This window comes from Ruegeria sp. CDSA236 (assembly GCF_059611285.1).
The window spans coordinates 753,344-778,843 of sequence record NZ_JBXWPG010000001.1; the positions used below are offsets into that span (position 1 = coordinate 753,344).

At 57.4% G+C, this 25,500-nt stretch carries 23 protein-coding genes and 1 pseudogene; 13 read left to right on the forward strand and 11 right to left on the reverse strand.

Translation table 11 applies throughout. From position 1 onward, the window contains the following. The first annotated feature begins 22 nt into the window (after positions 1-22). The 8 genes from AC2FLB_RS03835 (at position 23) to AC2FLB_RS03870 (ending at position 7,807) form a co-directional block, all read left to right on the forward strand. Positions 23-391, forward strand: a complete 369-nt coding sequence (locus AC2FLB_RS03835) for a MerR family transcriptional regulator (protein WP_142632819.1) — start codon at positions 23-25, stop codon at positions 389-391. 298 nt (positions 392-689) lie between these two features. Continuing rightward, positions 690-1,091, forward strand: coding sequence for a MerR family transcriptional regulator (locus AC2FLB_RS03840; RefSeq protein ID WP_142632817.1), 402 nt, complete (start codon positions 690-692; stop codon positions 1,089-1,091). 48 nt (positions 1,092-1,139) lie between these two features. After that, on the forward strand, positions 1,140-2,921 hold the full coding sequence (locus AC2FLB_RS03845; protein WP_496705794.1) for an acyl-CoA dehydrogenase C-terminal domain-containing protein: 1,782 nt from the start codon (positions 1,140-1,142) through the stop codon (positions 2,919-2,921). A gap of 51 nt (positions 2,922-2,972) precedes the next feature. Next, positions 2,973-3,185 carry a hypothetical protein gene (locus AC2FLB_RS03850; protein ID WP_142632813.1) on the forward strand — a complete coding sequence of 71 codons (213 nt, stop codon included), beginning with the start codon at positions 2,973-2,975 and terminating at the stop codon, positions 3,183-3,185. 79 nt (positions 3,186-3,264) lie between these two features. Continuing rightward, entirely contained in the window at positions 3,265-3,903 is a 639-nt protein-coding gene (locus tag AC2FLB_RS03855) for a glutathione S-transferase family protein (protein WP_142632811.1), read from the forward strand. A 10-nt stretch (positions 3,904-3,913) separates the two neighbouring features. Further along, entirely contained in the window at positions 3,914-5,125 is a 1,212-nt protein-coding gene (locus AC2FLB_RS03860) for an acetyl-CoA C-acetyltransferase (RefSeq protein WP_142632809.1), read from the forward strand. Then, positions 5,125-5,613 (forward strand): cupin domain-containing protein, encoded by a 489-nt coding sequence (locus AC2FLB_RS03865; protein WP_142632807.1) that lies wholly within the window; start codon positions 5,125-5,127, stop codon positions 5,611-5,613. The genes AC2FLB_RS03860 and AC2FLB_RS03865 overlap by 1 nt, the downstream gene beginning before the upstream one ends. Further along, a complete protein-coding gene (locus tag AC2FLB_RS03870) occupies positions 5,606-7,807 on the forward strand; it encodes a 3-hydroxyacyl-CoA dehydrogenase NAD-binding domain-containing protein (protein WP_496708662.1) in 2,202 nt (733 codons plus the stop codon). The genes AC2FLB_RS03865 and AC2FLB_RS03870 overlap by 8 nt, the downstream gene beginning before the upstream one ends. Positions 7,808-7,874: 67 nt before the next feature. Here AC2FLB_RS03870 and AC2FLB_RS03875 read toward each other — a convergent pair whose 3' ends face one another. The 3 genes from AC2FLB_RS03875 to AC2FLB_RS03885 form a co-directional block, all read right to left on the reverse strand. Next, on the reverse strand, positions 7,875-8,582 hold the full coding sequence (locus AC2FLB_RS03875) for a Hint domain-containing protein (RefSeq protein ID WP_496708663.1): 708 nt from the start codon (positions 8,580-8,582) through the stop codon (positions 7,875-7,877). 208 nt (positions 8,583-8,790) lie between these two features. Further along, positions 8,791-9,438: a sulfotransferase family 2 domain-containing protein gene (locus AC2FLB_RS03880; protein ID WP_496708664.1), complete on the reverse strand. Its 648-nt coding sequence runs from the start codon at positions 9,436-9,438 to the stop codon at positions 8,791-8,793. Further along, the gene (locus AC2FLB_RS03885; RefSeq protein WP_142632801.1) at positions 9,435-10,370 is read right to left on the reverse strand and encodes a DMT family transporter; all 936 of its coding nucleotides are present in this window, start codon (positions 10,368-10,370) and stop codon (positions 9,435-9,437) included. The genes AC2FLB_RS03880 and AC2FLB_RS03885 overlap by 4 nt, the downstream gene beginning before the upstream one ends. A gap of 152 nt (positions 10,371-10,522) precedes the next feature. On the opposite strand from AC2FLB_RS03885, the gene AC2FLB_RS03890 reads away from it, so the two are divergent. Further along, entirely contained in the window at positions 10,523-11,536 is a 1,014-nt protein-coding gene (locus tag AC2FLB_RS03890) for a hypothetical protein (protein WP_496700627.1), read from the forward strand. A gap of 6 nt (positions 11,537-11,542) precedes the next feature. On the opposite strand, the gene upp is transcribed toward AC2FLB_RS03890, so the two are convergent. The 7 genes from upp to AC2FLB_RS03925 form a co-directional block, all read right to left on the reverse strand. After that, the gene (upp, locus tag AC2FLB_RS03895; protein WP_142632797.1) at positions 11,543-12,175 is read right to left on the reverse strand and encodes a uracil phosphoribosyltransferase; all 633 of its coding nucleotides are present in this window, start codon (positions 12,173-12,175) and stop codon (positions 11,543-11,545) included. Continuing rightward, positions 12,172-13,158 (reverse strand): adenosine deaminase, encoded by a 987-nt coding sequence (locus AC2FLB_RS03900; RefSeq protein ID WP_496708665.1) that lies wholly within the window; start codon positions 13,156-13,158, stop codon positions 12,172-12,174. Before AC2FLB_RS03900 ends, upp begins: the two co-directional genes overlap by 4 nt. Then, positions 13,155-14,366 (reverse strand): phosphopentomutase, encoded by a 1,212-nt coding sequence (locus tag AC2FLB_RS03905; protein WP_271948024.1) that lies wholly within the window; start codon positions 14,364-14,366, stop codon positions 13,155-13,157. The genes AC2FLB_RS03900 and AC2FLB_RS03905 overlap by 4 nt, the downstream gene beginning before the upstream one ends. After that, the gene (locus AC2FLB_RS03910) at positions 14,363-15,670 is read right to left on the reverse strand and encodes a thymidine phosphorylase (protein WP_496708678.1); all 1,308 of its coding nucleotides are present in this window, start codon (positions 15,668-15,670) and stop codon (positions 14,363-14,365) included. Before AC2FLB_RS03910 ends, AC2FLB_RS03905 begins: the two co-directional genes overlap by 4 nt. A 4-nt stretch (positions 15,671-15,674) precedes the next feature. Further along, complete coding sequence (locus AC2FLB_RS03915) at positions 15,675-16,067, reverse strand: cytidine deaminase (protein WP_142632791.1); 393 nt, start codon at positions 16,065-16,067, stop codon at positions 15,675-15,677. A 102-nt stretch (positions 16,068-16,169) separates the two neighbouring features. Beyond that, the gene (locus AC2FLB_RS03920; RefSeq protein ID WP_142632789.1) at positions 16,170-17,261 is read right to left on the reverse strand and encodes a cupin domain-containing protein; all 1,092 of its coding nucleotides are present in this window, start codon (positions 17,259-17,261) and stop codon (positions 16,170-16,172) included. Next, entirely contained in the window at positions 17,236-17,928 is a 693-nt protein-coding gene (locus tag AC2FLB_RS03925; protein ID WP_496692455.1) for a hypothetical protein, read from the reverse strand. Before AC2FLB_RS03925 ends, AC2FLB_RS03920 begins: the two co-directional genes overlap by 26 nt. Before the next feature lie 186 nt (positions 17,929-18,114). Here AC2FLB_RS03925 and AC2FLB_RS03930 point away from each other — a divergent pair, with 186 nt between their 5' ends. From AC2FLB_RS03930 to AC2FLB_RS03940, 3 genes are all read left to right on the forward strand, one after another. Beyond that, positions 18,115-20,388, forward strand: a complete 2,274-nt coding sequence (locus AC2FLB_RS03930) for an NADP-dependent malic enzyme (RefSeq protein WP_142632785.1) — start codon at positions 18,115-18,117, stop codon at positions 20,386-20,388. A 265-nt stretch (positions 20,389-20,653) separates the two neighbouring features. Beyond that, entirely contained in the window at positions 20,654-22,543 is a 1,890-nt protein-coding gene (prpE, locus tag AC2FLB_RS03935; protein WP_496708666.1) for a propionate-CoA ligase PrpE, read from the forward strand. Positions 22,544-22,616: 73 nt separating this feature from the next. After that, complete coding sequence (locus AC2FLB_RS03940) at positions 22,617-24,056, forward strand: amidase family protein (protein ID WP_282027865.1); 1,440 nt, start codon at positions 22,617-22,619, stop codon at positions 24,054-24,056. A gap of 263 nt (positions 24,057-24,319) precedes the next feature. Here the strand turns inward: AC2FLB_RS03940 and AC2FLB_RS03945 are convergent, their stop codons facing one another. Beyond that, entirely contained in the window at positions 24,320-25,081 is a 762-nt protein-coding gene (locus AC2FLB_RS03945; protein WP_142632779.1) for an NAD kinase, read from the reverse strand. 165 nt (positions 25,082-25,246) lie between these two features. Between AC2FLB_RS03945 and glyA the strand changes: the two are divergent. Further along, positions 25,247-25,500: pseudogene (gene glyA, locus AC2FLB_RS03950) on the forward strand (serine hydroxymethyltransferase); the annotation flags it as partial.

Below are 25,500 nucleotides of genomic sequence, written 5' to 3' on the forward strand. Positions count from 1 at the left end.
GCTGTTTCGAAGGAGACCAGGAATGCCCGACAACCGTTTGTCATTCAAAGAGATGTGCGCCGAGTTTGACGTGACTCCACGTACCCTGCGCTACTATGAATATATCGAACTTCTGCAGCCTGACCGCGAAGGCCGAACTCGCTTTTACGGGCCTAGGGAATGCGCTCGGATGACGCTGATCATGCGGGGACGGAAATACGGATTTCCACTGGAAGATATCCGCCAGTGGCTGCTGATCTACGAAGATCAGGGGAATCAGGCACAGATGAAGGCCTTCATCGAAATGGCCGAACATCAGCTTGTCGAACTGAACAATCAGAAAAAACAGTTGGATGAAGCCATAGATGCCTTGGAACAAATGCGTGACCAGACCGCGAAATTGTTAGACTAGGCATTGCTGCCCAGTTGATCGCGTTTACTATCGGATTTGCCAAAGCCAAAAACAGACCCTTCCTGGGCTCTTTTACCCTTTCAGCATGCTTTCTCGTGTTTGGAAAATTGCATCTGGAAGGTGATCTGACGTGACGTCCTGAAATTCCCTGCAGTAGAAACCTTGACGCGAACGGAAGTTACGTCAACTTATTTGTGACGCAGCGTTCGCGTTACGTGAACGGCATCTACGTGCTGTAAGACGCGCATCAACTGCGCAAATCAGCTTAACGAAGGCCAGTTACAAGAGTGCAGAAACCATGACCGAAGATCTGATGACCATTCGTGAAATGTGCGAGACCTATGATGTCACGCCGCGCACATTACGTTTTTACGAGGCAAAGGAACTTTTGTTTCCGATCCGCGAAGGGCAGAAACGACTGTTCACCAAAAGCGACCGGGCGCGTCTCAAGCTGATCCTGCGAGGCAAACGCTTTGGCTTCAGCCTGGAAGAAATTCGCCAGCTTCTTGATTTGTATCACGTAGGTGATCAGCAGGTTACACAGATGACCCGCACCTATGAGATCGCGTGCGAGCGGCTTGCCGATATGGAATCCCGGCGTGAAGAGCTGACCCAGGCCATTGACGATCTAAAAGAACAGTTGAGATGGGGCGAGAAAGTGATCGCCTCGATCAAGAGCGACAAAAAGGCCGCAGAATAACCCCGGCGGCACCCACCCACCGGACAAGCGAAACTAAGGAAGTTCCCAATGCCCGTATACAATGCACCAACCAAAGACATGCAGTTCGTATTGCACGAAGTGCTCAATGTATCGGGATCGGACATCCCGGGTTATAGCGAGCTTGAACCTGATTTTACCGGCGCTGTTCTAGAAGAAGCCGGTAAGGTGGCGACAAATGTTCTGCACCCGCTGAATACAATCGGTGATACCGAAGGATGTCGTTTGGAAAACGGTGTGGTATATACCCCTACTGGCTTTAAAGACGCATTCGGTCAGATGAAGGAAGGCGGCTGGACCGGCCTGGACATGCCCGAAGAATTCGGCGGCCAGAACATGCCTTATGTCATCGGCTCTGCCGTGGCCGAGATGTTTTCCGCCTCGAACCAGGCGTTCACCATGTATCAAGGTCTGACCCACGGCGCAGCCTCGGCCATTCTGGCGCACGGCACCCAAGAGCAGAAAGAAACCTATCTGCCGAACATGGTTAGCTGCGATTGGACCGGCACCATGAACCTGACCGAACCGCATTGCGGCACCGACCTGGGTCTGATGCGCACCAAGGCTGAACCGCAGGCGGATGGCTCCTACAAGATTTCCGGTCAGAAGATCTTTATCTCGGCTGGTGAACACGACATGGCCGACAACATCATTCACCTGGTGCTGGCCAAGATCGTGGGCGGCCCCGAAGGCATCAAGGGTGTATCCCTGTTCATCGTTCCTAAATTCATGGTGAACGAAGATGGCAGCCTGGGTGAACGCAACGGCGTATCGGTCGGCAACATCGAAGAAAAGATGGGCATCCACGGCAACTCGACCTGCGTCATGAACTATGACGAGGCAACCGGCTATCTTTTGGGCGAAGAGCATAAAGGCATGCGCGCGATGTTCACCATGATGAACGAAGCCCGTATGGGTGTAGCCATGCAGGGTCTGTCCCAGGCCGACGCGGCCTATCAGAACGCGGTGGAATACGCCAAAGACCGCCTGCAGGGCCGCGATGTGACCGGTGCGAAAAACCCGGACGGTCCAGCCGATCCGCTGATCGTGCATCCCGACATCCGCCGCAGCCTGATGGATCAGAAAAGCTTTACCGAGGGTGCCCGTGCCTTTGTTCTGTGGGGAGCGACCATGATCGACAAGGCCCACCGCTCTGGTGACGATGCCGCCGATGGCCTGATCTCACTGCTGACGCCGGTCCTCAAAGGGTTCCTGACCGACGAAGGCTATGACATGACGGTCAAGGCCCAGCAAGTCTATGGCGGCCACGGCTACATCGAAGAATGGGGCATGTCGCAATATACCCGCGACGCCCGGATCGCGATGATCTACGAAGGCGCAAACGGCGTTCAGGCGCTTGACCTTGTGGGCCGTAAACTTGCCCAAGATGGCGGCAAACACGTCATGGCGTTTTTCGAAATGGTCAAAAACTTTTGCAAGGAAAACGCAGGTCAGAACGAAGCCTATGATACGGCGTTTATCGAACCGCTGAAAGCGGCCTCCAAGGATCTGCAGGCCGCTGCCATGTACTTTATGCAAAGCGGCACCAAGAACCCCAACCATGCGCTGGCTGGGTCGAATGACTTCATGCACATGTTCGGTCATGTCTGCCTGGGCCTGATGTGGGCACAGATGGCAAAAGCCTCTTATGCCGCACTTGAAGCCGGGACTTCGGACACCGAGTTCTACGAGACAAAGATTACCACCGGCCAGTTCTACATGGCGCGTCGCTTGCCAGCCACCGGTCTTCATCTGACACGCATCCAGAGCGGTGCGGATACTGTCATGGGCCTGGACGCGGCAAGCTTCTGATCTCTGACCGGCCCCAGACCATCTTGGGGCCGGCCATTCGAAAGGCTCGATATGCCAAAACGATTTCGCCTAACACGCCGTTTCCCGGTCGCCATGACCGAAGACGGCTATCGCAAACTCAGAGGGTTCGCGCGCGAGGCTGGTCTGGACGAAGGTGAGGCACTGTCATTCCTGTTCGAGAACTTCAACAGTGTCATCGACGAAGAGAGCCTGACGCACCGTTTGCGTATCTTCAATTCCGAACTTGAAGAGCGCAAACGATAAGAAAACAGACCCGCCCAAAAAAGGGCGGGCTACATGATACAGCACATCGCACTGACTCATGTGCCAAGGGAGGCAAATGATGACCATCAAACTGCATTGTTTCGGCGTCAGCGGAAACTCGTACAAGGCGGCGCTGGCTCTGGAGTTATCAGGGTTAGAATGGGAAGCCGTCGAAGTCGACTTCTTCAAAGGAGTGACGCGCACTCCCGAATTTCGTGCCACTGTCAACGAAATGGGTGAAGCGCCCGTCATGATTGATGGCGACTTTCGCACCAGTCAGTCCGGGGCCATTCAGACTTATATAACTGAAAAGACAGGTATGTTCGGAGGAAAGACGCAGGAAGAGAAATACGAGGTACTGCGCTGGGTGCTGTGGGACAATCACAAACTCAGCTCGATGGCAGGCCTGACCCGTTTTTTGATCAACTTTCTGCCGGAAGAACATCGCAACCCAGACGTGATCGCATTCAACCAGGGTCGTCTGAAGGCTGCGTATCAAGTCCTGGATGCACATCTGAACGGTCGCGACTGGATCGTTGGGGACGGCGTAACCAATGCTGATCTCAGCTGCTGTGGCTATCTCTACTATCCTGAACCCTTCGGCTTTGACCGCACCGAATGGCCAAATATCGACGCCTGGCTGACACGCTTGTCCCAGCAGCCTGGCTGGAAACACCCCTACGACCTGATGCCCGGCTCTGTGCCGGATCGAGCTTAAGGAGAAAACTATGACCGACGCATATATCTATGACGCCCTGCGTACCCCGCGCGGCAAAGGCCGCAAGGATGGCAGCCTTCACGAGCTGACTTCGGCGCGCCTGTCCTCGCTGACATTGAACGCCGTAAAAGAGCGGAACAATCTAGAGGGCCACGCCGTGGAGGACGTCATCTGGGGCAACGTAACCCAGGTTATGGAACAGGGCGGCTGTCTGGCACGAACCGCAGTGCTGGGTTCTGATCTGGATGAATCGATCCCCGGGCTGGCGATCAACCGGTTCTGCGCCTCGGGCATGGAAGCTGTGAACCTAGCTGCCAACCAGGTCAAAGGCGGCGCGGGCGACGCCTATATCGCAGGCGGGGTCGAGATGATGGGCCGTGTTCCGATGGGCAGCGATGGCGCTGCGATTGCGGCTGACCCTTCACTGGCGATGAACACCTATTTCGTTCCGCAGGGTATCTCGGCTGATATCATTGCGACCGAATACGGGTTCACACGCGATCAGGCTGATGCGCTGGCGATGGAATCGCAGCGCCGTGCAAAAGCTGCGTGGGACGACAACCGGTTCTCGAAATCGGTCATAACCGTTAAGGATCAGAACGGCCTGACCATTCTGGACCATGATGAATACATGCGCCCCGGCACGGACATGCAAAGCCTGGGTGGCTTGAACCCCGCATTCCAGATGATGGGCGAGCAAATGCCCGGCTTCGACAACGTCGCAAAGCTGAAATACCCGCATCTGGAAAAGATCAATCATATCCACCACGCGGGTAACAGCTCGGGCATCGTGGATGGTGCGGCGGCAGTTCTGATCGGCAACAAGGAATTCGGCGAGAAATACGGCCTGAAGCCGCGCGCACGCATCAAGGCCACGGCCAAGATCGGCACCGACCCCACCATTATGCTGACCGGTCCTGTTCCGGTGACCGAGAAAATCCTCGCCGACAACGGCATGAAAATCAGCGATCTCGACCTGTTCGAAGTGAACGAAGCCTTTGCCTCGGTTGTTCTGCGCTTCCAGCAGGCATTCGATGTCGATCCGGCTTTGGTCAACGTCAATGGCGGCTCGATCGCAATGGGCCACCCGCTGGGCGCGACCGGCGCGATGATCATCGGCACCCTGCTGGATGAGCTTGAACGTCAGGACAAGGAAACCGGGCTAGCCACGCTTTGCATCGCATCCGGCATGGGTGCAGCAACGATCATCGAGCGCGTCTGATGCCCAAGCTGGATCTCTCTCAGATTCCGTTTCAGGGCGGCTCGGCCTATCCCGGCAAGCTGGCCGAGGCGACCGCAGGCCGTTTTGTTCAGCGCCTCGGTGATGCGGGCGGGCTAACCCAGTACGGGGTCAACATCGTACGGCTTGAACCGCAAGGCATGTCCTCGCTGCGCCACTACCATATGGAGCAGGACGAGTTTGCAATCATGCTAAGCGGCACCTGTACGCTGATCGACGACGATGGCGAGCATGAAATGCAGCCCGGCGATTGCGCCGCATGGCCCGCAGGTGAAGCCAACGGCCATCACCTTGTGAACAACACCGATGCGCCTGCGACCTTTCTGGTGGTGGGCACACGGACCCCGAACGAGACCGGCTATTACAGCGACTTAGACATGATGGTGAAGGATGATGAGAACGGATTCTCCTTCACCCGGAAAGATGGCAGCCCGCTAACGGCTGACCAGATTGGAGATGACAATGACTGATTTCACTCTGAGCAAAGGCGCGGACGGCGTCGCCATTATCACCTGGGACGTCCTGGGAAAATCCATGAACGTGATGTCTTTTGACGGATTCGCACAGTTGAGCGATTGCATCGATCAGGCACTTGCCGATGACGAGATCAAAGGCATCGTTATCACCAGCGGGAAAGAAGGTTCGTTCGCCGGTGGCATGGACCTGAACCTGCTTGCGGTGATGAAAGAACAGGCGGGTGACAACCCCGCCAAGGGCCTGTTCGAAGGCACCATGAATATGCACGGCGTGCTGCGCAAGATCGAGCTGGCGGGCATGGACCCCAAGACCAAGAAAGGCGGCAAGCCGATTGCAACCGCCCTGCCCGGTACAGCCGCAGGCATTGGCATGGAACTACCGCTGTCGACGCACCGCATCTTTGCAGCCGAGAACCCAAAGGCGAAATACGGCCTGCCTGAAATCATGGTTGGCATCTTCCCCGGCGCTGGTGGCACCACCCGTATGGTCCGCAAGGTCGGTGCGATTGCAGCCGCTCCGCTGTTGCTGGAAGGCAAGATGCTGGACGTCAAAAAGGCGAAAAGTGCAGGCTACATCGATGAGATCGCCGAGGATCCAGTTGCCGCAGCAAAAGATTGGGTGCTGAACGCCAAAGATGCGGACATTGTGAAGCCTTGGGATGCCAAGGGTTACAAAATGCCCGGTGGCGCGCCTTACCACCCTGCCGGTTTCATGAACTTCGTCGGCGCCTCGGCTATGGTGAATAGCAAAACCCAGGGTGCGTTCCCTGCCGCCAAGGCGTTGCTAAGCGCTGTTTACGAAGGTGCACTGGTCGATTTCGACACCGCGCTAAAGATCGAAGCACGCTGGTTCACCTCCGTTCTGATGAACCCGTCTTCGGGTGCCATGATCCGATCACTGTTCCTGAACAAGGAAGCCTTGGAAAAAGGCGCCGTGCGTCCTGCGGGCGTACCGGATCAGTCAGTCAAGAAGATCGGTGTTCTGGGCGCTGGCATGATGGGTGCGGGTATCGCACTTGTATCGGCGCAGGCCGGTATGGAAGTTGTTCTGGTCGACCGCGATCAAGAAGCAGCAGACAAAGGCAAAGCCTATACCGAGACGTACCTGGACAAAGGTATGAAGCGCGGCAAGGTTACGGCTGAAAAGAAAGAGGCCATGCTGGGCCGCATCACCGCGACCCCTGACCTTGATCATCTGAAGGGCTGTGACCTGATCATCGAAGCCGTCTTCGAAGACATGGGCGTCAAGGCCGAGATGACCAAAAAGGTCGAGGCAATCATTCCCGAGGACTGCATCTTTGCCTCGAACACCTCGACCCTGCCGATCAGCGACCTGGCCAAAGCTTCGGTGCGTGCGGATCAGTTCATCGGCATCCACTTCTTCTCGCCCGTCGAGAAGATGTTCTTGGTCGAGATCATCAAAGGCAAGGAAACCGGTGATCGCGCAGTGGCCAAGGCGCTGGACTATGTGCGCCAGATCCGCAAGACGCCGATCGTGGTCAACGATGCCCGCTTCTTCTACGCCAACCGCTGCATCATTCCCTACATCAATGAAGGTGCCCGGATGGTGACCGAAGGCGTCAGCCCGGTTCTGATCGACAACGCGGCACGCCAGTTGGGCTTCCCTGTCGGGCCGATCCAGCTGACTGATGAGACCTCGATTGATCTGGGTGCCAAGATCGCACGCGCGACCAAGGCCGCGATGGGCAACGAATATCCTGAAAGCCCGTCCGATGATCTGATCTTCTGGATGGAAGAACAGGGCCGTCTGGGCCGCAAGGCAAACGCGGGCTTCTTCGACTATGACGAAAAAGGTAAGCGCGTCGAATATTGGAAGGGTCTGCAGGACAAGTATCCGCTGGCAGAGGATCAGCCCGACCTGATCGAAGTGCAGGAACGCCTGATGTTCGCTCAGGTTCTGGAGGCCGTCCGCGCATTGGAAGAAGGCGTTCTGGAAGACATCCGCGAGGGTGACGTCGGCGCAATCTTGGGCTGGGGCTTTGCACCTTGGTCAGGTGGCCCACTGAGCTGGCTGGACATCATCGGCACCCCTTATGCGGCCGAGCGTTGCGATCAGTTGACCGCACAATATGGGGAACGGTTTACCTGCCCGCCGCTGCTGCGTGAGATGGCAGATAAAGGCCAAAGCTTCTACGGGCGGTTCAACCCCGAAGCCAAGGCTGCCTAAACAGTTGGTGCTGGCGTAAGAGACCTTACGCCAGCACCCTGCTTGTCGTGTTTGGTTGGTCTGCCGTTCAGATCACTGGAAGAGGCCGGCCCGGACGACCCGGGCGACGCGCGCCCCTGTTGGGTCTCAAAGGGACAACTTGTTCCAGCGAGATGGGTGCAGGCAGCGCACCCAACGGGTTGGCAAGGGCTGCCACGCGGCCCTCGGTTCGTATATCTTCGACCAATTCCGCCGCTGTTTCGCTTTCGGCAATTTGATAGCCCGCACTTGTGCCGCTGTGGCCGCCGAAACGCCCTGACGGGCAGAAGGCGCGCATGCCGCCTTCCATATAGACCACTTCATCCTCGTCAAAGAACAGTGCGCTGACATCGAATGATGATGCCGGGACGTCCGACTTGATGCGGAACAAACCGCTCAACTTTCGTGCTGCCACAACAGTCAGATCTGCGGTGCCATGCTCCAATGCTATACCCTGTTCAGGCATGATCCAAATCGTACCTGGGCTGTCGACGGCACTTGGGGGTACGCGGACTGGCAAATACTCGATCCGACTTTCTTCAGTAGGAACCGAAATCGTATCGACAGAAATGCGCCTTACTACCTTAAAGCCGTTCTCGACTGTCCGGATCAGATCACCAGGCTGAATGTCTTCAATCGGCGTCCAGCCGTCGACAGTTGCAACCCTGGTCCCGTGGATCAAGCCGCCACGGCGTGCGTTCAGTTCTACTCTGGTTTCGAATTGTGTCCGGCTTTCCGGAACATCTGAAATACCCATGTCACTCACTACTTCAAACACGTGCCTCCCCCCCTGCTGGCACCAAAAACAGTAGATATTCATTAGCATCCAAACCGATCACACGTCCAAATTTTGACACATTTGAGCCTGATTTGGGTCCCAAACCCCGTTGGATAACGCTAAAAACGGAACAACGATCTGTAATCGCCCGGTATTAAGTCCGGCAGGGAAACTATATTTCTGTCATCTAATCAAAAGAGTATCCGAATCTGTCTATATCTTCAGCGCAAGCCTCGGCGACGGCCTCTTGTGATGCGGCTGAATAATAGCTGCGGTAATCTTTCACCCGCTCTGATCGATTCAGATGCGGCAGCGTGATCCGGAACCCCAAATGGTCGAACAGAGGCTCTGCGTCCTGATCAAACGCTTCGAGTCTGATGAAATACTGGCACTGCTCGATACCATCGGCTCGCGTCACGTAGTGCCGCGCCGGATGCTGACGGAGCGATTGTTGCGTCGCAGGGTGGCAGACAAATCCTTCAAACGAATGGGCGCGGGCCAGCGCGATTGCGGGGTGATCAAAGCCTTGCACCTTGAGCCAGTGATAATAGCTGACAAGCCGATCCCAGGGATTTCGGACCAGAGTAAAGACTGTCATCCCCGAAAAGTCATCCGGTGAAAGAACACCTTCGATATCGGCGAGGGTTGAATGTTTCCAAAGGCGGCCACGCGCCGATAGCTGTTTGATCCGCCTATTGCGTTTCTTTGCCTTGGGCGTATCTCCCAGCAAAATATCATCCTTCATCGCGCGCTGTTCCAAAGCCAGCGACAAAGATGTCCCTCCAGTTTTGGGAATGTGGACGAAGATATAAGAGCGACCGCGCGAAATGATCACGATGCGGCCTCTGTAGCGGCGGGACGCGTGGACCGCCAGGCCAGCAGAACTCCGGCCGTTGCGATCAGGCATATGCCGAGGATCTGCAGAACACCGATATTCTGCCCAAAGACCCTCCAGGCGAACAAGGGTCCAAATATCATCACCGAATATTCAAACACCGCCACATAAGAGGTCTCACCGATCTGATAGGATTTGATCAGCATGAATACCGCAATCGTCGACCCTATTGCCTGAACTATAATCCAAGGAATTGCCGGTCCCATTTGCCAGACCCAGCCACGGGTAACGAAGCCCTCCGGCCCAGCGACCGGAACCCCCGGAAACAAGGATAACACGATCAGCCCTACCGCTCCGGCCACTCCCAAGGTTGTCACCATAGCCGCCAGCAATGCCGTTGTGCTTTCCTGCGCGCAGTGGCTTCGGGTGATGACTGAACTGAACGCGTAGAACAGCCCTCCGGCGACCGGCAACAGCGTTTTTGCATCAAACTCGCCGGGATTCGGCTGCAACACGCACAAAATCCCGGCAAACCCTACTGCAACGGCCAGAATACGCCATGGGCCTATCCGTTGCTTCATGGCGACGGTTGTAATCAACAGCACAAAGATCGGCGACGTGAACAAACCCGCCAACGCCTGAGCAATCGGCATCAGCGCAAGCGAGGCAAAATAGAACAACATGGCCAATGTGATGAGAACACTACGCAGGATCACGGGGCCAAGCCTAATCGGGCGCAAGCGGCCCAGCCCAAGCAGTGACAGGCCCATTATCAGCGGTAGCATGAGCAGAGCCCGGCTGAAATGGAACTGCCACAGACCGATCGTTTCGGCCACCAAGATGACCACATTATCAATCACGCCGATGATTGCCATAGCACTGACCATCAGCACCGAGGCCAAAACCGGTGAAGTCTGGGTGTCCGCCTGCATCATTTTCCCCGCGGCATGATGGAGAGCGGTAACAGAATATTCCGCTCGTCTAGGTATCCAGCACATTTCCTGAACGTCGCGCAACAGGTTTGCGCCGGTTGAATTTAGCGTGTTAAGCTGGCTCCAATTAAGAACGAGCAGACATCACCCCGATGACGGCACTGAAACAGTTCCAGCGGATCGAAGCCACCGGTCTGTGGCGCCCCTCGCCCGATGTTCAGCGGCGCGAGGTTGTTGTGTCGATTGGTGAAGCGACGCTGACGATATCGGATTTCAACGACCGGGCCCTGACTCATTGGTCGCTGGCTGCGCTAGAGCGCCAGAACCCCGGTGTTTTCCCTGCAATTTACCACCCGGATGGCGACCCACAAGAGACGTTGGAACTGGCCCAATCCGAAACCACGATGATCGAAGCCATTGACCGTCTGCAGCGTGCCATCGACTGGTCACGCCCCCACCCCGGGCGTTTGCGGTGGTTCAGCGTGGCCGGGGTTGTGGCTGCTGTGGCCGCGCTCATGCTGTTGTGGTTACCGTCAGCGTTACAAAACCATGTCGTATCCGTCGTTCCCGAAATCAAACGTATCGACATCGGCGACACGATCCTGAGGCGCATAGAACGCGTGTCGGGCCGCGCCTGCGTGTCCGAGGGCACTCAGGAAGCACTGGATCATCTGGCGGCAAGAACGGGCGTGCGCGCAATCGTTATCCTACCCGCCGGAGTACAGACCAGCCTGACCCTGCCGGGTGGAATTGTCCTGTTGAACCGATCTCTGGTCGAAGATCACGAGGACCCCTCGGTCGTGGCCGGGTACATCCTTGCGGAACGTGCACGTGTGCAGGCACAGGACCCACTGGATGATCTGCTGGACCGGACCGGCATCAGATCTGCGTTCCGCCTGCTGACAACCGGTGAGCTGACACCTCAGATTGTCGACAGTTATACCGAAGAAGTTCTATCAGAACCCCGTCCTGCTGTACCCGACGAGAACCTGCTGGAAATTTTTGCCGAGGCAGCTTTGCCCTCGGTCCCCTTTGCCTATGCGACGGACGTGACAGGTGAAACCGTGCTGGGCTTGATCGAGGCCGACCCGATGGCGGGCCAGCCCCAGCAACAGATACTGCCAGATCGCGAATGGGTCCGGCTGCAGAATATATGCGGCGGATAAGCCCGCTTATTTGGTCCCGAACATCCGGTCGCCCGCATCGCCCAGACCCGGCATGATATAGCCTTTTGAGTTCAGCTCACGGTCCAGTGCGGCGGTGACGATGTGAACATCCGGATGTGCCTCTTTCATGCGGGCAACACCTTCGGGGGCGGCCAGCAAGCACAGGAACCGGATATCCGTCGCGCCAGCCTCTTTCAGCAAATCAATCGCAGCGGCCGAACTGTTGCCGGTTGCCAGCATCGGGTCGACAGCAATGACCAAACGGTCCTTCAGCCCCTCGGGCGCTTTGAAGTAATATTGGACGGGCTTCAAAGTCTCTTCATCGCGGTACAGGCCAACAAAGCCAACACGGGCCGAGGGGATCAGTTCCAAAACGCCGTCCAGCATTCCGTTACCGGCGCGCAGGATAGAAACCAGCGCCAGTTTCTTACCTGCCAGGATGGGGGCGTCCATCTCTTCCATCGGGGTTTCAATATGCCGGGTGGTCAATGGCATTTCCCGCGTGATCTCATAGGCCAGCAGCAAGGTGATCTCACGCAGCAACTGCCGGAATTCGGCGGTCGAAGTGCCCTTGTCCCGCATGAGCGTCAGTTTGTGCTGCACCAACGGGTGGTCGACGACGGTCAAGTGTTCGCTCATGATATCTCCAGTCTTTTCTTGACCCGCGCACGGGTCGCTTCATCGCAAAAAGCCGCATTCAGGGCGGTTTCATTCAGGGCGGCAAAATCCTCGGCCTCCCAACCGAAAGCTTTGGCCAACATCTCATATTCACGCCGCATTGTGGTATGGAAAAACGGCGGATCGTCGGTGGACACGGTGACCTTGACACCTGCCTCGCGCAACTTGGAAATCGGGTGGCTGGCAAAGTCAGGAAACAGGCCCAGAACCACGTTCGAGCCCGGGCAAACCTCGAGCGTCACACCACGATCAACGATCTCATGCACAAGGTCGGGTTCTTCGATCGCACGCACGCCATGGCCGATGCGTTCAACTCCCAGATCACGGATCGCATCGCGGACACTATCCGGCCCGCCGAACTCTCCGGCATGGGTGGTCAGGCGCAGTCCGGCCTCGCGCGCGCAGTCAAACGCCCACTTATAGTCGCCCTGAACCCCCACGGATTCATTGCCCCCCATACCGAACCCAGTAATCCAGTCGCCAGCTGTTTCAGCGGCACAATATGCACTGAGCTTGGCCTGTTGGGGTCCGAAATGCCGGACACAGGTCACCACGCCGCGCAGAGTGATATCGTATTTCCGCTCGGCTTCATCAGCGGCATCCTGAATGGCACTTAGATAGTCGCGCCAGGCCACCAAATCGCCACCGCCACAGAAATCGGGGCTCAGAAAGCTTTCCGAATACACCACCCCGTTCGCCGCGCTTTCTTCAAGAATAGCCAACGTCAGTCGGCGGAAATCCTCGGGCGATTTCAGCACCTCACAGGCGGCCTCATATACGCTGAGGAAATGGGCGAAATCCCGGAAATCATAAGACCCGTCATGTTTGAAAATCCCGCTCAGGTCGATGCGCTTTTCATGCGCCAGCTGACGGATGAAGGCAGGCGGCGCGGCACCTTCGTGATGCAAGTGCAGTTCGATCTTGGGTAGGTCAGCGACAGTCATAGAAAGCTCCGCCCCGGCCCTTGTGCCGGGATATTCAGGTGATTTGCGATACTGGCGGCAATGTCGGCGAATTTGACCTTACCGATCTGCCCCGCACCCTGCCCTGCAATCAGGACAGGTACTTGCTCACGCGTGTGGTCGGTGCCGATCCAGCTTGGGTCGTTGCCGTGATCAGCGGTCAACAACATCAGGTCATCGGGGCGCAACCGGGTCAGAATTGCACCTATCTCTTGGTCAAACCATTCTAGCGCGCGGGCATAGCCGCTGATGTCGCGCCGATGGCCATAGAGACTGTCGAACTCGACAAAATTAGCGAATGTCAGGCTGCCCTCTTCGGCCTCATCGACCAGATCGGACAGATGACCCATCAAGTCAGCATCCGACCCTTTGCGCAGTGTGTCGATTCCCTGCATGGAAAAGATATCGCCGATCTTGCCCACTGCATGAACACGGCGGCCCGCATCCTGACACCAGTTCGTCAGCACCGGAGCGGGCGGCACGATGGCAAAATCCTTGCGGTTGGTCGTGCGGGTGAACCCTTGTTCAGGCGAGCCGACAAAGGGCCGTGCGATCACACGCCCCACTTTCATCTGGTGCAAACGTGGGGCCAGCGCGCGGCAGAGGTCAAGCAGACGGTCTAGGCCGAAACTTTCTTCATGCGCGGCGATCTGAAAGACACTGTCGGCCGAGGTATAGCAGATCGGCCAACCGGTTCGCATATGCTCGGCCCCCAATTCGGCGATGATCGTGGTGCCCGAGGCGTGGCAATCCCCCAAAACCCCTTCGGTTCCGGCGGCCTCGGCTGCGGCCTTGCTCAGATCAGCCGGAAATGATGGTGTTGTATTTGGAAAGTAATGCCAGTCCCACGGCACAGGCAGCCCTGCTAGCTCCCAATGCCCCGATGGCGTGTCCTTGCCCGGTGAATCCTCACAGGCGCAGCCCCACAGACCTGTCGGCTGGGCCAGCAAACCCGGCGTTTCCGCACCCGAGGCCAGTCGTGCCGCAGCACCCAACCCCAGCGCATCCAAATGCGGTAGATGCAAAGGCCCGGATCGCCCCTCTTCCGCCTGACCTTGTGCACAAGCCTGCGCGATATGGGCCAGAGTGTTTGCCCCAGTATCCGGCATGTCGCCATTAAAGAACTGATCAGCATCGGGCGCACCGCCGATACCCACAGAATCCATCACCACAAGGAAGGCGCGGCTCATGGCGTGATCCTCTCGTGGACAAGGGATGGCACCACTGGTTTACCCGTTCCAAGCGTGATCGCCTTTTGAACAGCATCAGCCGCACGTCGCGCGGCATCCTCGCGGGCGGCATGGACGACAGCCAATGGCGCGCCTTTTTCGACCCGGTCGCCCAGTCGCACCAGATCTGACAGCCCGACCGCAGGGTCGATCACATCGCTTTCAACCTGACGTCCGCCACCCAATTCGACAACCGCAAGGCCCAGAGCCTCTCCGTCTATCGTGGTTACATAGCCCGCAGCGGGAGCGGACACTTCGAGGATCACGCTGGCTTCGGGCAAATAGCGCGACCAATCGTCGACAAAGTGAATGGGTGCCCCAACTGCGGCCATCATGCGGCCAAACCGTTCTGCGGCACGGCCATCGCGGATGACCTTGGCGATTTTGTCCCGGCCTTCTTCCGAAGTGGCAAACATACCGGCGTCAGCCAACAGAACCCCACCCAGTTCGGCAGAGATCACAGCCAACGGCGCGTCAGGCGCTTGGGTCAATACCTTCATGACCTCATCCACCTCAAGTGCATTGCCCAGCGCAGAGGCAAGCGGCTGGTTCATATCGGTTATGACTGCCGAGGTCCGACACCCTGCAGCGTTGGCGGTTTCCGTCAGCGCCCGTGCCAGATTGCGCCCGTCATCAAGGGTTTTCATAAAGGCCCCACTGCCAACCTTAACGTCCAGCACCAGCGCATCCGGGCTGGCCGCAAGCTTTTTCGACAGGATCGACGCGGTGATCAGGTCGAGGCTTTCAACTGTCGCCGTGACATCCCGAATGGCGTAAAGCCGTTTGTCCGCCGGCGCTATTTGCCCGGTGGCCCCGACGATGGCTGCTCCCGTTTCGTTCAGCACCTGCACCAGCCGGTCCTGGCTGATCTGGGTGGTCACACCGGGGATGGATTCGAGCTTGTCCAGCGTGCCGCCCGTATGTCCCAGTCCCCGGCCAGAAATCATTGGCACATAGGCCCCAAGCTCGGCCAGTGCGGGGGCCAGTACCAGGCTGACGCTGTCGCCCACACCCCCGGTCGAGTGTTTGTCGATTACCGGACCTTCCACATCCCAGTTCAGGACATCGCCGCTGTCGCGCATCGCAATGGTCAGATCGGCACGGCCCTGCGCACCCAACCCACCCATGCAAACCGCCATCGCAAAGGCCCCTGCCTGCGCGTCACTGACCCCACCATCGGCAAGCCTCTGGGCAAACCAGTGCAGTTCCTCGGCGGAGGGTATATCCTTGCGGCGCAACTTTGCGATGATCGAGCGGGCGTCCATGGGGTCAGACATCCTCCATATGCGAGGCGTCAAATGCGCCTGGCAGCAGATCCCCGATAGTGGTTTTCAACTCCGCCCCGTCCAAGCTGGCCAATACCACCTTGACGTCACGCTTGCCGAACTCGGCCAGTTTCTGGCGGCACCCCCCGCACGGCGGTACTGGCTGAGGAGACGACGCGACCACGTAAACCTCGGTCAGTTCCTGCTCGCCAGCAGCGACCATGGCGGCAATGGCTCCGGCCTCGGCGCAAGTGCCTTCGGGATAGGCCACGTTTTCCACATTGCAACCGGAGTAGATCTGCCCCGACAGGGACCGGATCGCCGCGCCGACCTTGAAATTGGAATAAGGCGCATAGGCGTTTTCCCGCACGGACAAGGCTGCGTCTTTCAAGCTCATGGCGATTCCCCATTTTTTGATCATCTGGTCAGAAAGTCATACCCTAAATGAAAGCCCCCGGGGAATTGAAGCCCCGAGCGCAGAATTCCTGAGCCAAAATGCTTAATCCAGAACCGTATTGAACACGCCAGGCAGCGTGACCTCAAGCAGTTCAACATCATCGGTCGGATCAGACAGGCGTGTCCGCATGCCCGGTGGAATGACAAAGGCATCACCTTGTTCCAGCCGATACGGGTCGCGCCCCTCGCCTTCGAGCGTCAACTCACCGTTCATAACGAAGGTGAAATGAATATCGGTATCATGTGTAGCCCAGGCGGTGTCACCCTGCCCCCGACGCACCACCTGAACGCCTGCGACACCCATCGTGTTCTGGGCAATCGTGGTGTCGCGACAGATGTAGCCCGGCAAACGGAACGGCCCCCATTCTGCCCCCTCGGCCCGGTTGTAGACAAAGCGCTGGCCCTGCCATTCGCGATCCGGGCGGTATTGCGGGGTCGGCAACTGCATTTCGTGGTCGATTTCGGTGACATGTTCGGCAGGAACACCAATTTCGATCACCTGCACATTGTCCGATGCTTCCAACACACGATGACGGATTTCGGGCGGCTGGATAAAGCAATCACCGGCGGTCAGGCGCATCTTGTCGCCCTGATCCTCGTAAACCACATCGACCCAGCCATGGATGCAGAAAATCAACTGAAACCCGACCTTGTGGAAATGCACCATGTCTGGAACCGGACCGCCATCAGGAATGCGGATATGGCTGGCAATGATCGACCCGCCCAAGCGATCGGGTACCAGATCGCGATAATGCATTCCGGCGCGCCCGATGACCCACGGGGCCTGATCCTTGAGTCTGCGCACGACAAAGGAATGCACGGTATCCGGCATCACCATCGGCGGGTTCAGCTCATCAATTTCGACACGCGTCCCGTTCGGCGCGACCAAACTGCGCTGGCCAGCCGCAAACTCATCCGGATTTTCGGTCAGAATGCGCAACATTCCGGGCGCCTCGGGTGCATCCTGTTCGATCCGTAATCGCAATCCATGCCCCGAGAACACGGCGACCCGAGGATCATCAGCCGGATAGATCATATCCATCCGCATCCCCAGTACCTTGGTAAAAAACGGGATGTCGTCACGTAATTCCTGCGTCGGCAGACGAATCTCAGCTTTGGTCTGATTGCTGGTCATTCAAGTTCTCTTCGGTCGTGGCTTTGGGCCATCCGATCAGAACAGAAGCCAAAATGCCAATCGAAAAGAACATCTCAAGCGTTTCTTCCAACACAAACAAACGCATGATCATCTGGTCCGACAGGTCGTCTTTCAGTGCGCCACTGACCTCTTCCAACCCCTGTGCAACCACCGCACACATACCGGCCAGAAAGAACACCATTAGAAACGGGACCCGTTGCTTGAACGCACGCCACCCGTTTGGCACCCCGTGCCAGAGCAAGCCTCCCAGAACCAAAACAGCCAGGATGACGCGAACCGCGTTCATATCAAGCAGCGTGTCCAGCCCATTCAGAATCCCATATGGCAGGCTATCTACGGCATAGATATCCGCAGCTAGTTCGCGCTCTGCCAGCAGCAAACAGACGAGACCGATATAGAGACGGGAAATCCCGCGATACCGGAAAAGCGCAATGCCCCCGGCCAGAACAAGCGCCGCGGCCGAAATGGATTCGAACGGGCCGCCCTCATGGCTGAGGGACATCGCCTGCACTGGCCAGATACAGAGGACCACCAAGATCAGCAACGCAACACCAATCGCTGCACGAAACAGCGGCTGGTCCAGCCCAAAGGACCGCTTGGTATCGGTTGTGACGGGTATCGACTGAGATTGTTTTTCCGGGGTCATCTTGGGCCTTCGATCTCCTGTGGAAGCGGTGCCGAATATGAAGATGCGAGACCGTAACCATATTGGAACAAAATTCAACCTACGGCCGTGTTTGGCAAAAATCCATTTATGAAGTGACGTCACGTAGCCAAGGCGCCAGAAATAGTTTAACCCTTCAACCAAATTCGGAACGGAGATGAATTGCCTATGTCTGACACTCCCAACCTGCGACAGGCCGCGCTTGATTATCACGCTCACCCAAAGCCTGGAAAGCTCGAAATCAGGGCTACGAAACCCATGGCCAACGGTCGGGATCTGGCGCGCGCCTACTCGCCTGGCGTCGCCGAGGCCAGCCTGGAAATCAAGGCCGACCCATCCAACGCCGAGCTTTACACTGCGCGGGGCAATCTTGTTGGCGTGGTCTCGAACGGAACAGCAGTGCTGGGCCTGGGCAATATAGGCGCTCTGGCTTCAAAGCCGGTGATGGAAGGCAAAGCGGTTCTGTTCAAGAAATTCGCAGGGATCGACTGTTTCGACATCGAGGTTGACCAATCCGACCCCGAAAAGCTGGCCGATATCGTTTGCGCGCTGGAACCCACGTTCGGTGCGATCAACCTTGAAGACATCAAGGCACCCGATTGTTTTATTGTCGAAAAACTGTGCCGCGAGCGGATGAACATCCCCGTTTTTCACGATGACCAGCACGGCACCGCAATCGTCGTGGGCGCCGCTGCCAAGAACGCGCTGTACGTTGCCGGGAAAAAGTTCGAGGATATCAAAATCGTCTCGACCGGCGGAGGCGCGGCTGGGATCGCCTGCCTGAACATGCTGGTGAAGCTGGGTGTGAAACGCGAAAACATCTGGCTGTGTGACATTCACGGGCTTGTCTATGAAGGGCGAGCCGAGGACATGAACCCGCACAAGAGCCAATTCGCGCAAAAGACTGATCTGCGCACGCTGGATGACGTGATCGGGGATGCCGATCTGTTTCTGGGGCTTAGCGGACCGAATGTCCTGAAACCCGAAATGGTCGCGAAAATGGCCAACAGACCAATCATCTTCGCGCTGGCCAACCCGACGCCCGAGATTCTGCCGGACGCAGCTCGCGAAGTGGCCCCCGATGCGATCATCGCAACGGGTCGCAGTGATTTTCCCAATCAGGTGAACAACGTTCTGTGCTTTCCTTTCATCTTCCGGGGCGCCCTGGATGTTGGTGCGACCGAAATTAACGACGCTATGCAGATCGCCTGCGTAGACGGTATCGCTGATATGGCCCGGGCAACGACCAGTGCAGAAGCCGCCGCCGCCTATAAGGGCGAGCAACTGACATTCGGACCTGACTATCTGATCCCAAAACCTTTTGACCCGCGCCTCGTCGCTGTTGTGTCCTCGTCAGTGGCCCGGGCGGCTATGGACAGTGGCGTTGCCAGGCGTCCGATTCCAGATATGGAGGCCTATAAAGAGCGCCTGAACCAGACGGTTTTCAAATCCGCCCTGATCATGCGCCCGGTTTTCGAGGCCGCAGCAGCTGCGTCGCGCCGCATTGTATTTGCCGAGGGCGAGGACGAACGTGTGTTGCGCGCCGCTCAGGCCATTCTGGAAGAAACCACGGAAACACCGATCCTGATCGGACGTCCCGAAGTCATCGAAGCGCGATGCGAGCGCCTGGGCCTGACCGTGCGTCCCGGCGAGGATTTTCAGATCGTGAACCCGGAACATGACAATCGCTACTATGATTACTGGACCTCATATCACCAGATCATGCAGCGCCGCGGTGTCACCCCTGATCTGGCCAAGGCCATCATGCGCACCAACAGCACAGCCATTGGGGCGATCATGGTCCAACGTGGCGAGGCCGACAGCCTGATCTGCGGAACCTTTGGCGAATACCGCTGGCACCTAAGCTATGTCGAACAGGTGTTAGCCAATGGCGACCTGCGCGCGCATGGCGCTTTATCTCTGATGGTTCTTGAGGACGGCCCCTTGTTCATTGCCGATACACATGTGCGGCAATTACCAACGCCTGCAGAGCTTGCCGAAACCACCCTGGGCGCGGCCCGTCATGTCCGGCGTTTCGGGTTGGAGCCAAAAATCGCGTTCTGTTCGCAATCTCAATTCGGCAATCAGGCCGAAGGCTCGGGCAAGCGCCTGCGGGCCGCTTTGGAGATTCTGGACTCGGAGCCGCGCGATTTCACATATGAGGGTGAGATGAATCTGGACGTAGCGCTTGACCCGGAACTGCGGTCGCGCATTTTCCCGCATTCACGTCTAGAAGGTGTTGCCAACGTCCTGATATTTGCCCACGCAGATGCCGCCAGCGGTGTGCGAAACATCCTGAAGATGAAGGCCAACGCGCTGGAAGTTGGCCCGATCCTGATGGGTATGGGCAACAAGGCACATATCGTGACCCCCTCGATCACCGCACGCGGGTTACTGAACATGGCGGCGATCGCAGGAACGCCTGTCGCTCATTACGGGTAAAGGGTCACGGATCCCCTCCGGGCACCGAAACAGGTGCCCGGACTGATTCCTTCATATTTGCACCAATACATTTGCAGTTTTGCAAAACTGTGAATTCGGCGCGCAAAATCCATAAATTGCCGACAGGTTTGCAAAAATTTGCAGGGAAATTCTTATACATCTGCAAATATTTTGCGATAAAGTGACGCCCCGTCACTTCGACCGCTTGTCTGCCCCCTATACCCCGCCCTAGACACGGTGCAGGGATTTTTCGGAGGAGACCAAAGTGGCATATCAGGACGTTTACCAGAGCTGGAAATCCGATCCGGAGTCATTCTGGATGGAAGCTGCAAAAGGAATTGATTGGGTTCGGCCACCCAGCAAGGCTTTGTTTGACGACAATGCTCCTCTTTATGAATGGTTCTGTGATGCCAGGGTCAACACCTGCTGGAATGCGGTTGATCGCCATGTCGAGAATGGTCGCGGTGAACAGACGGCCATCATCTATGACAGCCCAATCACCCACACCAAGCGCGAGATCTCATATGTCGAACTGCGCAATCGGGTCGCTACTTTGGCCGGGGCATTGCGGGCAAAAGGTGTCGAAAAGGGCGACAGGGTTATCATCTATATGCCGATGATCCCCGAAGCGCTTGAGGCGATGTTGGCCTGTGCCCGGCTGGGTGCGGTGCACTCGGTTGTGTTTGGTGGCTTTGCAAGCAACGAATTGGCGGTCCGTATTGATGACGCCAAACCAAAAGCAATCATCGCCGCTTCTTGCGGGATGGAGCCGGGCCGTGTGGTGCATTATAAACCGCTGCTTGACGGTGCCATCGAACTTGCCAGCCACAAGCCCGATTTCTGCGTGATATTCCAGCGCGAACAAGAGGTTGCGCATTTGATCGAGGGGCGTGATTTCAACTGGCACGGGTTCCAGTACGGTGTTGAGCCTGCGGAATGTGTTCCTGTCGATGGCAATGATCCAGCTTATATCCTGTATACATCGGGCACGACCGGAGCGCCCAAAGGGGTCGTACGGCCGACGGCCGGCCATCTGGTCGCCCTGAACTGGACGATGAAGAACATCTATAACGTGGATCCCGGCGACGTGTTCTGGGCGGCCTCGGATGTCGGCTGGGTCGTTGGCCACTCATATATCTGCTACGCGCCGCTGATCCACGGCAACACCACGATAGTGTTCGAGGGCAAGCCGGTTGGAACCCCAGACGCGGGCACCTTCTGGCGGGTGATATCCGAGCATAATGTTCGCAGTTTCTTCACTGCTCCCACCGCAATCCGCGCGGTCAAACGTGAAGATCCCAAGGGGGAATTAATCCCTGAATACGACCTCTCCTGCCTGCGAGCCCTGTTTCTGGCCGGAGAGCGGGCGGATCCCGACACGATCGAATGGGCCAAAGACGCGCTGAACGTTCCGGTCATCGACCATTGGTGGCAAACCGAAACCGGTTGGACCATCGCGGGCAATCCGCTGGGGATTGAAGAGCTGCCAACCAAGCTGGGCTCACCTGCCAAGCCGATGCCCGGCTACGACGTGCAGATTCTGGACGAAGGCGGCCACCCGATGAAACCCGGAGAGCTGGGCGCGATTGCGGTAAAGCTGCCCCTGCCCCCTGGCACTCTGCCAACGCTGTGGAACGCCGAAGACCGGTTCAAAAGCTCGTACCTGAATCACTTTCCCGGATATTATGAAACCGGCGATGCGGGCATGGTTGATGAGGACGGGTACCTCTACATCATGGCGCGCACCGATGACGTGATCAACGTCGCGGGCCATCGTCTGTCCACCGGCGGCATGGAAGAGGTTCTGGCCGCGCACCCTGACGTTGCCGAATGCGCCGTGATCGGCGTGTCGGACCAGTTGAAAGGCCAGATGCCGGTTGGTTTCCTGTGTCTGAACGCGGGCTGTGATCGAGACCACGGTGACGTCGTTCAGGATGTCGTCAAGCTGGTGCGCGAAAAGATCGGACCGGTCGCTGCCTTCAAACTGGCCGTGGTTGTTGACCGGCTGCCCAAAACGCGGTCGGGCAAGATCTTGCGCGGGACCATGGTCTCGATTGCGGATGGCAAGGACTACAAGATGCCCGCCACCATCGACGACCCGGCGATTCTGGACGAGATCACCGAGGCGCTGAAATCCATCGGCTACGCCCAGTAGAAAATCGGTGCGCCTGCCGCCTCTTGCAACCTGACACCGGGCCTCTACTGTCTGACCAAGACAGTGAGGCCCCATGACAGAAACCGACATCTGGCGTCTGAACGCCACAGATCTGACCGCGTTGACGCGCAACAGGGAAATCAGCGCGGAAGAGGCCGTCAAAGCCTCCATCGACCGGATGCAACGGGTCAATCCTGCGCTGAATGCGGTTGTCGAAGATCTGAGCCTGCAGGCGCTGGACCGTGCGCGATATCTGGACAAGGCGGTCGGTGGCGGAGAGCAGCCCGGCCCCCTGCATGGTGTGCCGGTCACCATCAAAATCAACGTCGATCAAAAAGGACATGCGACCTCGAATGGGGTCGTTGCCCTGAAAGACGTGATCGCCCCGGATGATGCGCCGGTTGTTTCCAACCTGCAAAAGGCGGGCGCCATCGTCATCGGTCGCACCAACACGCCCGAGTTTTCGTTCCGTGCTGACACAGACAACGAACTGCACGGCCGCACGTATAACCCCTGGGGGCGTCATATCTCGCCCGGGGGATCTTCTGGTGGCGCGGGCGCGGCTGTGATGGCTGGGATCGGTGCGCTGGCCCATGGCAACGATATAGGGGGCAGTCTGCGATTTCCTGCCGCCGCCAATGGGGCGGTCACCGTCAAACCGGGTTTGGGTCGTGTTCCGGCGTGGAATCCCAGCCAATCGGCAGAACGGGGCATACTGGCACAATCGATGTCGGTGCAGGGACTGATCACGCGCTCCGCAGCGGACCTGCACCTGTCCATGCCCAGCTTGATCGCGCCCGATCCGCGCGATCCGTTTCACGTGCCGATGCCGTGGCGGGGTGAGGACCAAACCGGCCCGATCAAGGTCGCCTTCACCAAGCAGACCTTTGGATACGATTTGCATCCCGAAGTCGACAAGGCTCTGGATACGGCACGCGATGCATTGATCGAAGCAGGCTATGTAGTGGAAGAGGTCGCACCACCCGATATCTTTGAAGCTGGTCGTGGCGGGTACCGCGCCCTGATGGGCGAAGTTTTGACCTTGTTGAAAGCCGATATCGAGGCTGCGGGATCAAAAACAATCCGCGACATATTCGAGGTCTACTTTCAGGAATTCCCACCCATAGTTGGCACAGACCTTATCGAAATGCTGGCCAAGCGCAGCCACTATGCGCGCGAGTGGTCTCTGTTCATGCATAACTATCCTCTGGTCCTGTCACCATTCCTGCCACAGCCGTTCTTCAAACCGGACCGAGATACCGAGGGCGCCGAGGGCGTGCATGAAGTTCTGGGCTGTGCGGTCTATTCCTATGCGATGAACTTCATCGGCCTGCCCGCGGCATGTGTTCCGGCGCGGCTGGCCGAGCTGCCGCATGGGCCGCAGCCGATCAACATCCAGATCGCAGCCCGCAGATGGCGCGAGGATATGGCCGTAGACGCCGCCGCGGCGATAGAAGACCGGGTAGGGCAAATGTGCCTGCCATTGTGGAAGAAAATGGGGACGTCCTTCTAAATAGACGTTGTCCAAAAAAAATTGACCCCGGGGTTTTGTACCCGGGGTCCGCTTTCTAAAATATGCCTAGAAATCCGATAACGAGCGTAGCACCACCTACCCTCGCCCGCACATAAACTGCACGTTCATTTCGAAACCGCCGTTGATGGCCACTCACTTCCACCATGGCGTGTTCTCCAGGCAAGTTCACACTACCTTAATGTTAATCGGATTCGTGTGAACTGGTTCACACAAGCGCGATTAATTCGTACCTGGCCTTTCATTTAGGTGAACTGTTCCGAAATCAGACGCTCTTCCAGGCCGTGGCCCGGGTCGAACAGGATACGGTGCCGAATCGCCGGTTCAGATCGAATTTCGACCCAATCAATATCCGGAAATGAATTTGAATCCGCATCCGCCATGACCGGCCGCTTGTCCGCATCCAACACATCGAACCGCACCTGGGCGATTTTGGGCAGCAGTGCGCCCCGCCAGCGTCGCGGACGAAAGGCTGCAATCGCTGTCAGAGCTAGAACATCCGATCCAATCGGCAGGATTGGCCCATGCGCGGAATAGTTATAAGCCGTCGATCCTGCTGGCGTTGACAGCAAAGCGCCATCGCAAACCAATTCATCCATGCGCACGCGACCGTCCACACTGATCCTCAGCCGCGCCGCCTGAGGGCCTGCCCTTAGCAAAGAGACCTCATTGATGGCTAGAGCCTCATGAATCTTGCCGGACTGATCCATCGCGCGCATTGCCAGCGGGTTAATGACCTCTTCTTCGGCGGCGGAAAGACGGTCCATCAGGTCTTCTTCGTGGAACTCGTTCATCAGGAACCCGATTGTTCCACGATTCATGCCATATACGGGCGTATCGAGGTGCTGCATGTTGTGCAAAGTGTGCAGCATAAAGCCGTCCCCACCCAGTGCGACAATTACACCGGCATCACGCGGCGCCGCATTGCCATAGCGCCTGACCAGTTTGTCGCGTGCGGTTTGAGCCACCTTGGCGTCGCTGGCAAGAAAAGCGATTCTTTGAATCATCTATTGTGGTTTCCAGTGCTGCACATTTGGTTCCGAAACAATCATACCTTTCCCCTATAGACCAGACTTGACGCCACCGCTGGCCAAATCGTCGCTTTAAGCCTTTTGCCGATGTCCCGTTTCCGATAGGAAATCCGCAAGAAATCCCAGCATTGTGGAGCCCCCATGAACGCCAATCTACGTGATACCGGTTTTTTCACCCAGTCTCTCTCAGCGCGCGACCCAGAGCTGTTCGGCTCGATCACGTCCGAGCTGGGCCGTCAGCGCGACGAGATCGAATTGATCGCGTCCGAGAACATCGTCTCTGCTGCCGTGATGGAAGCGCAGGGCTCGGTGATGACTAACAAATACGCCGAAGGATACCCCGGCAGGCGTTACTATGGCGGGTGTCAATTTGTTGATATCGCTGAAAATATGGC

Coding starts and splice junctions, on each gene's coding strand:
- AC2FLB_RS03855 (WP_142632811.1), top strand. CDS start 3,265: ATGACCATCAAACTGCATTGTTTCGGCGTCAGCGGAAACTCGTACAAG.
- AC2FLB_RS03890 (WP_496700627.1), top strand. CDS start 10,523: ATGACGGCACTGAAACAGTTCCAGCGGATCGAAGCCACCGGTCTGTGG.
- AC2FLB_RS03920 (WP_142632789.1), bottom strand. CDS start 17,261: ATGACCAGCAATCAGACCAAAGCTGAGATTCGTCTGCCGACGCAGGAA.
- AC2FLB_RS03930 (WP_142632785.1), top strand. CDS start 18,115: ATGTCTGACACTCCCAACCTGCGACAGGCCGCGCTTGATTATCACGCT.
- AC2FLB_RS03875 (WP_496708663.1), bottom strand. CDS start 8,582: ATGGGTATTTCAGATGTTCCGGAAAGCCGGACACAATTCGAAACCAGA.
- AC2FLB_RS03905 (WP_271948024.1), bottom strand. CDS start 14,366: ATGAGCCGCGCCTTCCTTGTGGTGATGGATTCTGTGGGTATCGGCGGT.
- upp (WP_142632797.1), bottom strand. CDS start 12,175: ATGAGCGAACACTTGACCGTCGTCGACCACCCGTTGGTGCAGCACAAA.
- AC2FLB_RS03850 (WP_142632813.1), top strand. CDS start 2,973: ATGCCAAAACGATTTCGCCTAACACGCCGTTTCCCGGTCGCCATGACC.
- AC2FLB_RS03925 (WP_496692455.1), bottom strand. CDS start 17,928: ATGACCCCGGAAAAACAATCTCAGTCGATACCCGTCACAACCGATACC.
- AC2FLB_RS03885 (WP_142632801.1), bottom strand. CDS start 10,370: ATGCAGGCGGACACCCAGACTTCACCGGTTTTGGCCTCGGTGCTGATG.
- AC2FLB_RS03845 (WP_496705794.1), top strand. CDS start 1,140: ATGCCCGTATACAATGCACCAACCAAAGACATGCAGTTCGTATTGCAC.
- AC2FLB_RS03900 (WP_496708665.1), bottom strand. CDS start 13,158: ATGACTGTCGCTGACCTACCCAAGATCGAACTGCACTTGCATCACGAA.
- AC2FLB_RS03835 (WP_142632819.1), top strand. CDS start 23: ATGCCCGACAACCGTTTGTCATTCAAAGAGATGTGCGCCGAGTTTGAC.
- AC2FLB_RS03945 (WP_142632779.1), bottom strand. CDS start 25,081: ATGATTCAAAGAATCGCTTTTCTTGCCAGCGACGCCAAGGTGGCTCAA.
- AC2FLB_RS03940 (WP_282027865.1), top strand. CDS start 22,617: ATGACAGAAACCGACATCTGGCGTCTGAACGCCACAGATCTGACCGCG.
- AC2FLB_RS03860 (WP_142632809.1), top strand. CDS start 3,914: ATGACCGACGCATATATCTATGACGCCCTGCGTACCCCGCGCGGCAAA.
- AC2FLB_RS03915 (WP_142632791.1), bottom strand. CDS start 16,067: ATGAGCTTGAAAGACGCAGCCTTGTCCGTGCGGGAAAACGCCTATGCG.
- AC2FLB_RS03840 (WP_142632817.1), top strand. CDS start 690: ATGACCGAAGATCTGATGACCATTCGTGAAATGTGCGAGACCTATGAT.
- AC2FLB_RS03870 (WP_496708662.1), top strand. CDS start 5,606: ATGACTGATTTCACTCTGAGCAAAGGCGCGGACGGCGTCGCCATTATC.
- AC2FLB_RS03865 (WP_142632807.1), top strand. CDS start 5,125: ATGCCCAAGCTGGATCTCTCTCAGATTCCGTTTCAGGGCGGCTCGGCC.
- AC2FLB_RS03910 (WP_496708678.1), bottom strand. CDS start 15,670: ATGGACGCCCGCTCGATCATCGCAAAGTTGCGCCGCAAGGATATACCC.